This window comes from Vibrio sp. ZF57 (genome assembly GCF_001691235.1).
GTDB classification, from domain to species: domain Bacteria; phylum Pseudomonadota; class Gammaproteobacteria; order Enterobacterales; family Vibrionaceae; genus Vibrio; species Vibrio crassostreae_C.
The window spans coordinates 64,623-78,507 of record NZ_MAKD01000070.1; the positions used below are offsets into that span (position 1 = coordinate 64,623).

Sequence of the window (13,885 nt, forward strand, 5' to 3'; positions counted from 1 at the left end):
TTAGAGTAATTGTCTCACTTGTGCTTATTTTTGCAGTAGAGAGATGTCAGCAATCTGTAGGAACAGGTTACGTAGGTTGTTCAGTAGCGTTAGACGGTTCTTCTTAAGCGCTTCGTCATCAGCCATAACCATTACGTTATCGAAGAATGCATCAACTGGTTCACGTAGATCAGCAAGCTTGCTTAGGGCTTCTTGGTAGTTACCTGTTGCGAATGCTGGTTCTAGTGCTTCCGTCATTACTTCAACGTTTTCAGCCAGTGCTTTCTCTGCGTCTTCTTGAAGAAGCGTTAGGTCGATTTCAGCTGGTAGCTCGCCATCGAATTTCGCAAGGATATTACCTACACGCTTGTTCGCTGCTGCTAGTGCTTCTGCTGCTTCCAGTTCACGGAAGTGAGAAACCGCTTTAACACGTTGGTCAAAGTCAGCAGGCTTAGTTGGACGACGTGCTAGTACCGCTTGGATGATATCAACGCTGAAACCAGCATCTTGGTACCATGCGCGGAAACGACCTAGCATGAAGTCGATAACGTCAGCTTCTACGTTTTTGTTAGTCAGCTTGTCGCCTAGTAGCTCTTTCGCTTTGCCGATCAGATCGGTTAGGTCTAGGTTGTAGCCGTTTTCAACGATGATACGTAGCACACCTAGAGACGCACGACGAAGTGCAAATGGGTCAGAACCTTTTGGTGCTTGGCCAATACCGAAGATACCTACGATAGTGTCTAGCTTGTCTGCCATTGCTACTGCTGAAGAGATACCAGTGCTTGGTAGATCGTCACCCGCGAAACGAGGCATGTATTGCTCGTAAAGTGCCAGTGCAACTTGCTCGTCTTCACCGTCGTGAGTCGCGTAGTGCATGCCCATCACACCTTGAGTATCCGTAAATTCGAATACCATAGAGGTCATTAGGTCACACTTAGCCAGTAGGCCAGCACGCTTAGACTTTTCAACGTCAGCATCGATTTGCTCAGCGATGTAGCCAGCAAGTTCTGTGATGCGGTCTGTTTTGTCTTTGATAGTACCCAATTGCTTCTGGAAGATAGCCTGGTCTAGTTCAGCAAGACGGTCGATAAGCGGGCGCTTACGGTCTGTGTTGAAGAAGAATTCAGCATCAGCAAGACGTGGGCGTACCACTTTCTCGTTACCTTCGATAACGTGACGAGGCTCTTTAGACTCGATGTTCGATACGAAGATGAAGTTCGGTAGTAGTTTCTTGTTGTCATCGTAAACAGGGAAGTACTTTTGGTCACCTTTCATGGTGTAAACCAACGCTTCAGAAGGGACTTTTAGGAACTCTTCTTCGAACTTCGCTGTAAGTACTACTGGCCATTCAACCAGAGACGTTACTTCTTCAACAAGGTCATCTTCTAGGTCAGCTGTACCGCCAACCGCAGCTGCCGCTTTTTGCGAATCAGCAAGGATGATCGCTTTACGCGCTTCGTAATCTGCCATTACTTTACCGCGCTCTTCTAGGATCGCAGGGTATTGGTCAGCAGAGTCGATTGTGAACTCTTGTTCGCCCATGAAACGGTGGCCACGGATAGTACGAGCAGATGCTACGCCTAGGATTTCGCCTTCAACAAGCTCATCACCTAGTAGTACTGTCAGTGTTTTTACTGGACGGATAAATTGAATGTCTGAGTTACCCCAGCGCATTGCTTTAGGAATTGGTAGGCCAGCCAGTGCTTTCGCAGCAATGTCCATCACCAATTCTTGAACTGGTTTGCCAGCTACTTCTTGTTTGAAAAGAAGCCACTCGCCTTTGTCTGTTTTCAGACGGTCAGCTTGCTCAACAGTAATACCGTTACCACGAGCCCAACCTTGTGCCGCTTTGGTCGCGTTGCTTTCAGCATCGAATGCCACAGAAACAGCAGGGCCACGTTTCTCAACCACTTTGTCTGCTTGGCCTTCAGCCAGTGCAGTTACTTTAAGTGCTAGACGACGAGGTGCTGCGTACCACTTGATGCCTTCGTGAGAAAGCTCAGCCGTTTTAAGACCTGCTTCAAAGTTAGAAGCAAACGCTTCTGCTAGAGAACGAAGTGCTGTTGGTGGAAGCTCTTCCGTACCCAGTTCAATTAGAAAATTCTTCGCCATGATTATTTACCTTCCTTCTTACACATTGGGAAGCCAAGCGCTTCACGTGACGCGTAGTACGCTTCAGCAACTGATTTAGTCAGGTTGCGGATACGAAGGATGTAACGTTGACGCTCTGTTACAGAGATAGCTTTGCGCGCATCAAGGATGTTGAATGCGTGACCTGCTTTTAGAATGCGCTCGTAAGCTGGAAGCGGCAGTGGCTTCTCAAGCTCAAGTAGCTCTTTACACTCTTTCTCGCACTGGTCGAAGAAAGTGAATAGGAAATCTACGTCTGCGTGCTCGAAGTTGTACGTCGATTGCTCAACTTCGTTTTGGTGGAAGATGTCACCGTAAGTCACGTTAGAACCGTCTGGTGCTACGTTCCATACTAGGTCGTAAACAGAATCTACTTCCTGGATGTACATTGCTAGACGCTCGATACCGTAAGTGATCTCGCCAGTTACTGGCTTACACTCAAGGCCGCCAACCTGTTGGAAGTAAGTAAACTGAGTTACTTCCATGCCGTTTAGCCATACTTCCCAACCAAGGCCCCATGCGCCTAGTGTTGGGTTTTCCCAGTTATCTTCAACGAAGCGAATGTCGTGAACAAGTGGGTCAACACCAAGAACCTCTAGGGAGCCTAGGTACAACTCTTGGATATTGTCTGGCGATGGTTTTAGCGCTACTTGGAATTGGTAGTAGTGCTGCAGACGGTTCGGGTTTTCACCGTAACGGCCATCGGTCGGACGACGAGAAGGTTGAACGTAAGCTGTAGACATTGGCTCTGGGCCAAGTGCTCGTAGACATGTCATTGGGTGAGAGGTGCCTGCACCTACTTCCATATCTAGAGGTTGAACAATGGTACAACCGTTTTGAGCCCAGTAATCCTGCAGCGCGAGGATCATTCCCTGGAAGGTTTTGATATCGTATTTTTGCATAGTCAGGTTCGCGCGATTCTTTTAAATGAATGAGAAAAATAACCTCTGAGTATACCGAGATATTCGTAAAGCGAGTAGGGGTAATCTTGTTTAATTAGTGGTCTAAAATGTCGTTTAGTGGATTTTTTTGCCTTTAATGTTTGTTTTTCGGCACAAGTGGATATTTTGATAAGTTTGACACTTGTGTTTGAAAGCGTGGGTGATTAAAATCTCGCGGTCTTTGGGGAGTAGCTTACTTATTCATATCCTATTGAATGAGTTCGTTCGTCAACATAATTGATGCAAAATCATCATGGCGTTCGAGGCAACCACCACCTTGGTGGCGCTTAGCAAGACCTTAGACAAGCATCGTGAACCGGGATGGGGCGCGAGGTTTGTCTTTGGTTAAATATAATAATCTCCATCCCAAATGAGCATGTCGTGAGCGTTTTAGCAATTTCAATTACAACTGTCGCCTTAGCCGAGATCGGTGATAAGACCCAGTTGCTATCCCTTTTATTAGCCAGTCGATATCGAAAACCGATACCTATCATTGCGGCTATCTTCTTTGCCACCATTGCCAATCATGCCCTTGCTGCATGGCTCGGGGTTGTGGTCGCCGACTATCTTTCACCTGAAGTATTAAAGTGGGTGCTGGTGGTTAGTTTCATCGCTATGGCGGGCTGGATTCTGATTCCGGATAAGTTGGATGACGATGAGCAGATATCAAACCGAGGCCCGTTTGTCGCCAGTTTCATCGCCTTCTTCATTGCTGAGATCGGTGATAAAACCCAAATTGCGACCTCTATTCTAGGGGCTCAATATTCTGATGCATTAACGTGGGTGATTCTGGGTACTACGATCGGTATGCTGCTGGCGAATGTGCCTGTGGTGATCATCGGTAAGCTCTCTGCGGATAAGATGCCGCTTGATCTGATTCGTAAGATCACAGCCTTGCTATTCGTGGGTTTAGCTATCGCTGCTGCTTTCTATTAACAGGTGGTATTGAGTCTTATTATACTCAATCAGTAGAGTAATGTGTTGTAGGTCATACTCTTACAGTATTGTGGGGTTTATCGAGCGAATGGACATATAACTGTCATACTTGTCATGATATTTTAATCTTGTGAGTTAAGAACACGAGGGCATGATTATGTTGACGCGTTATATGGGTATTACTCCACAAAGCCAAAGTTATCTATTTACTTTTGGTCTTGCACTTACACTGTTAGGCATGGTGTTGACGGACATGTGGCTGCCAATGGTCGCGGGTGCCATCATCATGACTGCACTTGCGGTAGAGGCTTGGATTCGGGTCGCGCATATTATTCCGATGCGCAAAGATATCCGAGAAATTCAGCATCAGCTGGAGCATCTGCAAAACAAATCTAGAAGCGAATAAACAAAAAGCCGCTCGTACTCTGAGTTCTGTTTAAGAACATAAGGTACGAGCGGCTTTTTTGATACTTGATAGTCGGTGGGGCGTTACGCCTCCAATCCCTTTTTGATCAAATACTGGTAAGGCAACGTTTCTGTTGCTTGGCCTACCAACTGGTGATCCATGAATCGACAAAAGCTCGGAATATCTCGAGTTGTCGAAGGATCGTCAGCTTTTACCAGTAACACATCGCCATCCTGCATGTTTCTAATTGTCTTCCTGACCATCATTACTGGTTCCGGGCAACGCAGGCCTTCAGCTTCTAAAGTATGGGTTGCCAGTTCAGGTTTGAATGTCATGGTTTGTATCTCTATATCTATCTAACGAGTGAATAATACGTCTGCAGAAAAAATATGCAATAAGTGCTTGGCAAACAGAATCATTTCCTATAACTTAGTTAACAAGTTGATAACAACTTGAAGCAAAGGCAACTAGCTAAGGAGTGGCGATGTTGACAGGATTAGATAGATTAACAATTTATTCGGTTCTCTGTTTTATTTCTTTTTGTGCGTTAGTACTACGCTCATCGACAGAGACCTCACTGATGCCTATTTTTGGCATAGTAGCAACGATTATTGGTATTTGGGTAGAGATGCGCCGTTGGCAAGGCATAGCCGAAGAGCAAGAGCACTAACCCGAATACAGCAAGCGAATTCCGATACGACAACATTCCGACACTATCCCCAAATTTTCTTGGGCTTCCCCGCGTAATTGCGGGATTTTTTTTATCTAAAGCATGCTATAAACAACTTAGTGACTAATGGCAATCGTATACAGCTAGGTAAGTGGCGTGGAATTAGAAGACATCTATCGTAGAGACCTTAATTTATTGGTCGCTTTAAAGGTATTGATTGAAGAGGGCAGCGTAAGCCAGGCCGCGCTTCGTCTTAACTTAAGCCAATCCGCAACCAGTCGAGTATTAGGGCGTTTAAGAGAATTACTAAACGATCCGTTGTTTACACGTCAAGGTCAGCACCTTATTCCTACCAAGAAAGCACTCGAGATCAGTCAGCGTATTGATCAGCCTTTGGAGTCTTTTCGCCAATTGCTGAGTCCGAGTGACTTTGACCCTTACTATTGCAGCGAACGTTTTCTGATCGCTACCACCGATTATGCGATGCAAACCATCTTGCCTTATGCGTTGCCTAAGATTTATGAACAAGCACCCAATATCTCTTTGGAGTTTGCTCCGTTGCAGCATGAGCATTTGTTTAAACAGCTCAGCACCGAACGCGTTGATATGGCGATCTGTCGTCCGAGTGGCAGCATTGCACCACTTCATCAAGAAGTCTTGGGGCCGGTTGGTGTGTCGTGTCTGTTATCTAAAAACCATCCATTAGCCGATCAACCTTTAAGCCTTGAAGACTATGTTTCACTCCCACATGCGATGATTGCGATCAGTGATGGTGTTAAGGCTTTATTAGACAACGCGTTAGCCAATCAACAGCCTCGTAAAATGGTGTTGCGTGCTTATCACCTTGAAGCGGCATTGGCGATTGTTGATAGAATGCCGTTGGTGATTACTGTGCCTGCTGATTTGGCTTATTTGGTAGCAGAGCGTTATGACTTGGTTGTTAAGCCATTACCATTTGAATTTATGCCGTTTGATTACTCACTGATCTGGCACTCGCGTTGCGATTCTTCTGCTTCACAACAATGGTTAAGAAGAGTGGTAAAAGAAGAGTGTGGTGAGTTGATTCAAAAACGGATTGCGGATGTCGGTTTGGGTTAACCGGATCTGAGTCTGAGTTCACTTGACCCGAATGACAAAAACGCAAAAGGGCTGATAAAAATCAGCCCTTTGTTGTTTTGGGTTATCCAAGCCTAAAGCTGTTGCTTAAGGTTTGATAACTTTATGTTTGAGAGCCTATAGTTTAATGACTACGCGACCAGTGATTTGACCGTTAGTGATGTCTTCTGCTGCTTGAATTGCACCGTCTAAAGACACTTCTTTGGTTGCTTGAGCGTAGAAAGATTCTGGTAGTAGCTCAGCCAGTTGTTCCCACGCTTTAATACGTTTTTCACGAGGGCACATTACAGAATCAACACCTTGTAGGCGAACGTTACGCAGAATGAATGGCATTACCGTGGTTGGTAAGTCAAAACCGCCTGCTAGACCACACATCGCAACCGCACCGTTGTAATCAATTTGCGCCAATACTTTCGCAAGCACTTTGCTGCCTACCGTATCGATAGCGCCAGCCCACAGTTGTTTTTCTAGTGGCTTAGCTGGTTCTTCTAGTTCAGCACGCTCTACAATACGTGTCGCGCCTAGTGATTTAAGTAGTTCACCGTTTACAGAAGCACGGCCAGTCACTGCTGCCACTTTGTAGCCCAGTTGGTTTAGTAGAGTGATAGATACGCTACCTACACCGCCACTTGCGCCGGTAACTAGGATTTCACCGTCTTCAGGCTTGATGCCAGCATCGACAATAGCTTGAACACAAAGCATTGCTGTGAAGCCTGCTGTACCGATCGCCATTACTTTCTTAGCGTCTAGACCTTTAGGCATCGGCACTAACCAGTCACCGTTTAGGCTTGCTTTCTCAGCCATGCCGCCCCAGTGACCTTCACCAACACCCCAACCAGTTAGAACCACTTCGTCGCCTGCTTTGTAGCGAGGGTCATCAGATTGTGAAACCACACCAGAAAGGTCGATACCAGGAACCATAGGGAAGTTGCGAACAATGCGCCCTTTACCTGTAATCGCCAAACCATCTTTGTAGTTCAAAGAAGAGTAGCTAACATCAATCTTCACGTTACCTTCTGGTAATTGAGATTCTTCAATTTGAGAAACTGACGCGATAGTTTTTTTGTCTTCTTGGTTTAGTACAAGTGCTTTAAACATGATCTGCTCCGTGGAGGAATATTAGGAAACTGAAGTAACTTTAGTTGAATCATCCGAGAAAAAATAATGAAACATCAACATTGAATATATGCGTTTTGTGCATAGATGTCAGGGTTGGTTTTTCTCTCGTTGAGTTCGCTGAACGCAATCGATGCATTGTTGGATGCCAAGCAATAAAAAGTGCAGCTATATAAATATAGCTGCACAAAAGATTACCCTTCAAATATTACAGTCAGTAAACGCTATGGGCGTTCAAATACCGTTGCAATACCTTGGCCTAAACCAATACACATAGTCGCCAAGCCGTATTTCACGTCTTGTGCTTCCATCAGGTTGATTAGCGTCGTCGAGATACGAGAACCAGAACAGCCTAGTGGGTGACCCAGAGCAATCGCACCGCCGTTAAGGTTTACTTTCTCGTCAACAACATCCAGTAGACCTAAGTCTTTAGCACAAGGTAGAGATTGAGCAGCAAACGCTTCGTTTAACTCAATCACACCCATGTCTTCAATGGTTAGTCCTGCACGTTTGAGTGCTTTTTGGGTTGCTGGTACTGGGCCGTAACCCATGATTGAAGGATCGCAGCCAGCGATAGCCATAGACTTCACGCGAGCGCGAATCTTAAGGCCAAGTGCGTTAGCTTTCTCTTCGCTCATGATAAGCATTGCAGAAGCGCCATCAGACAGAGCTGATGAAGTACCTGCTGTTACTGTGCCGTTTGCTGGGTCAAATACCGGACGCAGCTGGGATAAGCCTTCAACTGTTGTCTCTGGGCGAATGACTTCGTCGTAATCCAGAGTGAACAGAGAACCGTCTGCAGCGTGAGCTTCGGTTGGCAGGATTTCATTTTTGAAACGACCTTCAACCGTAGCTGCTTGAGCGCGAGCATGTGAGCGTGCTGCGAATGCATCTTGGTCTTCACGGCTAATACCGTGCATTTTGCCTAACATCTCAGCGGTTAGCCCCATCATGCCGGCCGCTTTTGCTACGTGTTTTGACATGCCTGGGTGAAAATCAACACCATGGTTCATTGGTACGTGGCCCATGTGCTCCACACCACCAATCAGGCAGATTTCAGCATCACCAACCATGATAGAGCGAGTTGCATCATGCAAAGCTTGCATAGATGAACCACATAAACGGTTGACTGTTACAGCACCAATCTCAATCGGTAGACCAGCAAGCAAGGCAGCGTTACGTGCAACGTTGAAGCCTTGCTCTAGTGTTTGTTGTACACAACCCCAGTAAATATCTTCAATTTCGACAGGGTTTACTTCTGGGTTGCGCTCTAAAATGCCTTTCATCAAATGTGCAGACAGATCTTCAGCACGAGTGTGACGGAAAGCTCCACCTTTGGAACGTCCCATTGGGGTGCGAAGGCAATCAACAACAACTACATTTTTCATTTTGCTATTCCTTTTCCAAATGTGGGTTACAGAGAACTGGCTTGTTGGCTGTCGTAAAAGCTTTCGCCCTTCGCTGCCATATCAAGCAATAGCTGAGGAACTTGGTACATTGCACCTAAGTCTTGGTAGCCTTTCGCCATTTCAACGAAGTTACCAATGCCCACACTGTCTAAGTAGCGGAATACGCCGCCTCTAAATGGAGGGAAGCCTAAACCGTAAACCAGTGCCATATCCGCTTCTTGCGGTGTCGCGATAATGCCTTCTTCTAGACAAAGCACCACTTCGTTGATCATTGGAATCATCACGCGCTGGATAATTGTTTGGTCATCAAAATCTTGTGGTGCTTGACATACGTCAGCCAAGATAGGAAGAATGTCTTCAGAGAAGGTCTTCTTCGGACGACCACGCTTGTCTACGCTGTATGTGTAGAAACCGCTACCGTTTTTCTGACCGTATTTTTCAGCAACGTAAAGTGCATCAATCGCATCACGACCTTCTTTGCCCATACGCTCTGGGAAACCTTGCGCCATCACAGCTTGTGCGTGGTGTGCAGTGTCTAGGCCTACAACGTCTAGTAAGTAAGCCGGGCCCATTGGCCAACCGAACTTACGCTCCATCACTTTATCGATCTTAGTGAAATCAGCACCGTCGCGTAGCAACATGCTGAAACCGCCAAAGTAAGGGAAAAGTACACGGTTAACGAAGAAGCCTGGGCAGTCGTTAACAACGATTGGGGATTTACCCATCTTCGCTGCGTAAGCAACCACGCGATTGATGGTCTCTTCTGAAGTTTGTTCACCACGGATGATCTCAACCAAAGGCATGCGATGCACAGGGTTAAAGAAGTGCATGCCACAGAAGTTTTCTGGGCGCTTCAGTGATTTCGCTAGCAGGTTGATCGGAATTGTAGAGGTGTTTGATGTTAGAACCGTGTCTTCACCAACCAAACCTTCCACTTCGCTCAGTACTGCTGCTTTTACTTTCGGGTTTTCTACTACTGCTTCAACAATCACATCCGACTGTTCTACACCCGCGTAATGCAGGCTTGGAGTAATAGAAGACAGAATACCAGCCATCTTGAATCCATCTAAGCGACCGCGTGATAAGCGTTTATTCAACAGCTTAGATGCTTCGTTCATACCTAGATCAAGCGATGCTTGTGCGATGTCTTTCATCATCACTGGCACGCCTTTTAGAGCTGATTGGTAAGCAATACCGCCGCCCATGATACCTGCACCAAGTACGGCTGCACGCTCAGTTGCTTTGTTTGCTGACTTACCCGCTTGTTTCGCTAAGCCTTTGATGTACTGGTCATTCAGGAATAAGCCAACTAATGCTTTTGCTTCTTCCGATTTCGCTAGCTTAACGAAGTGCTTACGTTCGATGTCGAGTGCTGCATCGCGATTGCTGCGTGCTGCTTCTTCAATCGCAATCACAGAAGTAATCGGAGCTGGGTAGTGAGGCCCTGCTTTTTGAGCAACTAAGCCCTTCGCCATGGTAAAGCTCATCATCGCTTCGAGTTTGCTTAGTGAAAGCGCTGATGTCTTTTGTTTACGGCGTAGCTGCCAGTCTAATTTTTCATTAGCAGCCAGAGAAACGGTATTGATTGCCGATTCTAGTAACTGGTCTGTTTCAACAATCGCATCTAACAAGCCAACTTTAAGCGCTTCATCTGCACGGCATGCTTTGCCTTGCGTGATAATTTCCATTGCGCTGTCAGCACCGATAACACGAGGTAGGCGTACACAACCACCAAAACCAGGCATGATGCCAAGTTTGGTTTCAGGTAGGCCAATGCTGGTGGTCTTGTCACCGATACGGAAATCGGTAGCGAGTACACATTCACAGCCGCCGCCAAGGGCATGGCCACGCATCATTGAAAGAGTTGGGACAGGAAGGTCTTCGAGCTTGCTGAAGATTGAATTAGCGAATCTTAACCATTCATCAAGTTCTGCTTCTGGCTTAGCAAATAGGCCAAGAAATTCAGTGATGTCTGCGCCTACAATGAACGCGTCTTTGTTTGAAGTTAAGATTAAACCACGTAATCCTGCGTGAGCATTAAGAGCATCTAACGCTTTATCTAGTGATTCTAAAGTAGCAAGGTCGAGTTTGTTTACAGAGGCTGGTGCACAGAAGCTTAATTCCGCAATACCATCTTGTAATTCCTTTACCTGTAGGGTGTTAGCTTGGTAAATCATTGTCTATCTCCATGACATACAATCCACGATTGTTTGAGAGAATCTTGTTATCTTTCTATTATTGTAGAATACCTGGTAAGACCAGTTATCTTAGTCTGTACCTCTGCTTGATTAATTTCAATACATTTTTTAAACAATTGTTTAACATTGTGCGATGGCACAGATCCTCTAACCCTTATTATTCACGCGTGATACACTTCGTCGCTCTTATTAACTAAGTTAACGATATGAATGAACAGCCTTATTTAATACCTTCTGCGTCGGCTCTGTTTGAAGAAGAGATAAAAAAGAGCGTCTTTATTACGCATCTTGCTCATACTCCAAGTGTTGAAGCTGCAAAACAGTTCGTAGAACAGGTGAAAAAAGAGCATTCTTCAGCACGACATAACTGTTGGGGTTTTGTTGCTGGTCGACCTGAAGACTCAATGCTTTGGGGTTTCAGTGATGATGGTGAACCCTCGGGTACAGCGGGTAAGCCTATCTTGGCGCAACTATCGGGCTCTGGTGTCGGTGAATTAACGGCTGTTGTGACGCGCTACTCTGGCGGAATTAAGCTTGGAACCGGCGGTTTGGTTAAGGCTTACGGCGGTGGCGTACAACAAGCTCTCAAGCTGCTTCAAACTATCGAGAAAAAAATAACCACAAAATTACGGCTAGAGTTAGACTATGGCTTTGTGCCGATCGCACAATCCATCATGGCTCAGCATCAGGCTGTTGAGGTCCAAGCGGATTATGGTGTTCAAGTTGAGCTTATTATTGAAATAGAGCTCCTTCAGGTAGATTCGTTTACCCAAACCATGATCAATAAAAGCGGTGCTAAGGCACTGGTAACGAAAGTCAAAGACAACTAGGAAGTGTGAAGCATTTCGCTTCGTTCAATAGCTCATGCAATTTCGCTCAATTATTCGAATCGTCGGATTATTATTAGCACTTTTTAGTGTATCAATGCTTGCTCCTGCGCTCGTCGCACTGATCTATCGAGATGGTGCGGGTGTGCCATTTGTGACGACCTTCTTCGTTCTCTTATTCTGTGGAGCAACTTGCTGGTTTCCAAACCGACGTTATAAGCATGAATTGAAAGCGCGTGATGGCTTTTTGATTGTTGTTCTGTTTTGGACGGTAATCGGTAGTGCGGGTGCGCTGCCGTTTTTGATCGCCGATAACCCCAATGTGTCGGTAACCGATGCTTTCTTCGAATCCTTCTCTGCATTAACTACGACAGGTGCGACCGTAATTGTCGGCCTCGATGATCTGCCTAAGGCGATTCTTTTTTATCGTCAGTTCCTACAATGGTTTGGTGGTATGGGTATCATCGTATTAGCGGTAGCTATCCTCCCTGTTCTGGGTATCGGTGGTATGCAGTTATATCGTGCTGAAATCCCGGGTCCAGTAAAAGATAGCAAGATGACTCCGCGTATTGCTGAAACGGCAAAAGCGCTTTGGTACATCTACCTGAGCTTAACCATTGCTTGTGCAGTGGCGTTTTGGCTTGCTGGGATGAGCTTCTTTGATGCCATCAGTCATAGCTTCTCTACTATTGCGATTGGTGGCTTCTCGACTCACGATGCGAGCATGGGGTATTTCAATAGCCCTGCGATCAACATGATTACAGTTGTGTTCCTTCTTATATCCGCATGTAACTATTCGCTTCACTTTGCTGCATTTGCTTCAGGTGGTGTGCATCCTAAGTATTATTGGAAAGATCCTGAGTTCCGCGCCTTTATCTTTATTCAGGCAGTACTGTTCTTGGTTTGTTTCTTATTACTGCTCAATCATCACTCTTATGATTCGTACTACGATGCTTTCGACCAAGCCTTGTTCCAAACCGTGTCTATCTCTACGACCGCGGGTTTTACAACGACGGGTTTCTCAGAGTGGCCATTGTTCTTACCCGTACTGCTTTTGTTCTCTTCTTTTATAGGGGGATGTGCAGGTTCTACGGGTGGTGGTATGAAAGTGATTCGAATCTTACTACTTACTCTGCAAGGTGCTCGTGAAATGAAGCGTCTTGTTCACCCACGGGCTGTCTATACCATCAAGGTTGGCGGTTCTGCACTACCACAACGTGTTGTAGATGCGGTCTGGGGCTTCTTCTCTGCATACGCATTAGTGTTTGTGGTTTGTATGCTGGCTCTTATTGCAACTGGTATGGACGAGTTGAGTGCTTTCTCTGCGGTAGCGGCGACATTAAATAACCTTGGCCCGGGCCTTGGTGAAGTCGCGGTGCACTTTGGCGATGTGAACGACAAAGCAAAATGGGTACTTATCGTATCTATGCTGTTTGGCCGATTAGAAATCTTCACCTTATTAATCTTATTGACCCCTACGTTTTGGCGTAGCTAAGGACAACATTGTGGCAAAAGCTCTATTTTTGTATTCAAGCCGTGAAGGGCAGACCAAGAAAATCTTGAACTATATAAAAGAAGAAATGAGTGAGTTCGAATGTGAGCTTCAAGATCTGCACACTATTGGCAAGGTGGACTTTGCTCAGTACGACAGAGTGTTGATTGGCGCATCGATTCGTTATGGCCACCTTAATAAGAAGCTATATCAATTTATTGATGCCAACCTTACTCAGTTGCAATCAAGCAAGGTTGCGTTCTTCTGTGTTAACTTAACGGCGCGTAAAGAAGACCAAGGCAAAGATACACCAGAAGGCAGTGCGTATATTAAGAAGTTCCTTACCAAGTCTCCATGGCAGCCGACTTTAATCGGTGTATTTGCAGGTGCCCTCTATTACCCACGTTATAACTGGTTCGATAGAACCATGATCCGCTTTATTATGAATATGACAGGTGGTGAAACGGATACAACGAAGGAAGTTGAGTACACAAACTGGGAAAAAGTCTCTTTGTTCACTGAAAAACTGAAGAATATGTAAGATAAAAGCCTACTTTTGAGGCGTTTTGAGTTCTTTTTAATCGAACGAATAAAAAAACGAAAAAAACTTAAAAAAGGGCTTGCCAGTGTGATCGAAATCTCTATAATGCCACCTCGCTGACACG

The 13,885-nt window shown here is 45.6% G+C and carries 13 protein-coding genes and 1 riboswitch; of the genes, 7 read left to right on the forward strand and 6 right to left on the reverse strand.

What is annotated here, in order from left to right:
* Positions 1-24 precede the first annotated feature (24 nt).
* Positions 25-2,091 carry a glycine--tRNA ligase subunit beta gene (gene glyS / locus A6D97_RS08070; protein WP_065584160.1) on the reverse strand — a complete coding sequence of 689 codons (2,067 nt, stop codon included), beginning with the start codon at positions 2,089-2,091 and terminating at the stop codon, positions 25-27.
* Between the two features lie 2 nt (positions 2,092-2,093).
* Entirely contained in the window at positions 2,094-3,011 is a 918-nt protein-coding gene (glyQ, locus tag A6D97_RS08075; protein WP_017058815.1) for a glycine--tRNA ligase subunit alpha, read from the reverse strand.
* Between the two features lie 210 nt (positions 3,012-3,221).
* Positions 3,222-3,397: riboswitch (yybP-ykoY riboswitch) on the forward strand.
* A 34-nt stretch (positions 3,398-3,431) separates the two neighbouring features.
* On the opposite strand from glyQ, the gene A6D97_RS08080 reads away from it, so the two are divergent.
* Positions 3,432-3,986: a TMEM165/GDT1 family protein gene (locus tag A6D97_RS08080; protein WP_017055491.1), complete on the forward strand. Its 555-nt coding sequence runs from the start codon at positions 3,432-3,434 to the stop codon at positions 3,984-3,986.
* Positions 3,987-4,137: 151 nt separating this feature from the next.
* A complete protein-coding gene (locus A6D97_RS08085) occupies positions 4,138-4,392 on the forward strand; it encodes a hypothetical protein (RefSeq protein WP_017058818.1) in 255 nt (84 codons plus the stop codon).
* A gap of 83 nt (positions 4,393-4,475) precedes the next feature.
* Here A6D97_RS08085 and tusA read toward each other — a convergent pair whose 3' ends face one another.
* Positions 4,476-4,727, reverse strand: a complete 252-nt coding sequence (gene tusA, locus A6D97_RS08090) for a sulfurtransferase TusA (RefSeq protein ID WP_065584161.1) — start codon at positions 4,725-4,727, stop codon at positions 4,476-4,478.
* Between the two features lie 149 nt (positions 4,728-4,876).
* Between tusA and A6D97_RS08095 the strand changes: the two genes are divergently transcribed.
* A complete protein-coding gene (locus A6D97_RS08095; protein ID WP_004736674.1) occupies positions 4,877-5,062 on the forward strand; it encodes a hypothetical protein in 186 nt (61 codons plus the stop codon).
* Between the two features lie 156 nt (positions 5,063-5,218).
* Positions 5,219-6,160, forward strand: a complete 942-nt coding sequence (locus A6D97_RS08100) for a LysR family transcriptional regulator (RefSeq protein ID WP_004736673.1) — start codon at positions 5,219-5,221, stop codon at positions 6,158-6,160.
* A gap of 135 nt (positions 6,161-6,295) precedes the next feature.
* Here A6D97_RS08100 and A6D97_RS08105 read toward each other — a convergent pair whose 3' ends face one another.
* The 3 genes from A6D97_RS08105 to fadB form a co-directional block, all read right to left on the reverse strand.
* The gene (locus A6D97_RS08105; RefSeq protein WP_017058820.1) at positions 6,296-7,276 is read right to left on the reverse strand and encodes an MDR family oxidoreductase; all 981 of its coding nucleotides are present in this window, start codon (positions 7,274-7,276) and stop codon (positions 6,296-6,298) included.
* 242 nt (positions 7,277-7,518) lie between these two features.
* Positions 7,519-8,682, reverse strand: coding sequence for an acetyl-CoA C-acyltransferase FadA (fadA, locus tag A6D97_RS08110; RefSeq protein ID WP_017058821.1), 1,164 nt, complete (start codon positions 8,680-8,682; stop codon positions 7,519-7,521).
* 26 nt (positions 8,683-8,708) lie between these two features.
* The gene (gene fadB / locus A6D97_RS08115; RefSeq protein WP_017058822.1) at positions 8,709-10,880 is read right to left on the reverse strand and encodes a fatty acid oxidation complex subunit alpha FadB; all 2,172 of its coding nucleotides are present in this window, start codon (positions 10,878-10,880) and stop codon (positions 8,709-8,711) included.
* Positions 10,881-11,107: 227 nt separating this feature from the next.
* On the opposite strand from fadB, the gene A6D97_RS08120 reads away from it, so the two are divergent.
* The 3 genes from A6D97_RS08120 to hemG are packed head-to-tail and all read left to right on the forward strand — an operon-like array spanning position 11,108 to position 13,761.
* Positions 11,108-11,731 (forward strand): YigZ family protein, encoded by a 624-nt coding sequence (locus A6D97_RS08120; RefSeq protein ID WP_017058823.1) that lies wholly within the window; start codon positions 11,108-11,110, stop codon positions 11,729-11,731.
* Between the two features lie 34 nt (positions 11,732-11,765).
* Positions 11,766-13,223, forward strand: a complete 1,458-nt coding sequence (locus A6D97_RS08125; protein ID WP_008223210.1) for a TrkH family potassium uptake protein — start codon at positions 11,766-11,768, stop codon at positions 13,221-13,223.
* Between the two features lie 10 nt (positions 13,224-13,233).
* Positions 13,234-13,761, forward strand: a complete 528-nt coding sequence (gene hemG, locus A6D97_RS08130; protein WP_065584162.1) for a menaquinone-dependent protoporphyrinogen IX dehydrogenase — start codon at positions 13,234-13,236, stop codon at positions 13,759-13,761.
* Positions 13,762-13,885 lie beyond the last annotated feature (124 nt).

What these genes read in the sequence shown, in the direction of transcription:
- A6D97_RS08095 (WP_004736674.1), top strand. Translation starts at nt 4,877, where the DNA reads ATGTTGACAGGATTAGATAGATTAACAATTTATTCGGTTCTCTGTTTT.
- tusA (WP_065584161.1), bottom strand. Translation starts at nt 4,727, where the DNA reads ATGACATTCAAACCTGAACTGGCAACCCATACTTTAGAAGCTGAAGGC.
- A6D97_RS08120 (WP_017058823.1), top strand. Translation starts at nt 11,108, where the DNA reads ATGAATGAACAGCCTTATTTAATACCTTCTGCGTCGGCTCTGTTTGAA.
- A6D97_RS08125 (WP_008223210.1), top strand. Translation starts at nt 11,766, where the DNA reads ATGCAATTTCGCTCAATTATTCGAATCGTCGGATTATTATTAGCACTT.
- glyQ (WP_017058815.1), bottom strand. Translation starts at nt 3,011, where the DNA reads ATGCAAAAATACGATATCAAAACCTTCCAGGGAATGATCCTCGCGCTG.
- fadB (WP_017058822.1), bottom strand. Translation starts at nt 10,880, where the DNA reads ATGATTTACCAAGCTAACACCCTACAGGTAAAGGAATTACAAGATGGT.
- A6D97_RS08105 (WP_017058820.1), bottom strand. Translation starts at nt 7,276, where the DNA reads ATGTTTAAAGCACTTGTACTAAACCAAGAAGACAAAAAAACTATCGCG.
- fadA (WP_017058821.1), bottom strand. Translation starts at nt 8,682, where the DNA reads ATGAAAAATGTAGTTGTTGTTGATTGCCTTCGCACCCCAATGGGACGT.
- A6D97_RS08085 (WP_017058818.1), top strand. Translation starts at nt 4,138, where the DNA reads ATGATTATGTTGACGCGTTATATGGGTATTACTCCACAAAGCCAAAGT.
- glyS (WP_065584160.1), bottom strand. Translation starts at nt 2,091, where the DNA reads ATGGCGAAGAATTTTCTAATTGAACTGGGTACGGAAGAGCTTCCACCA.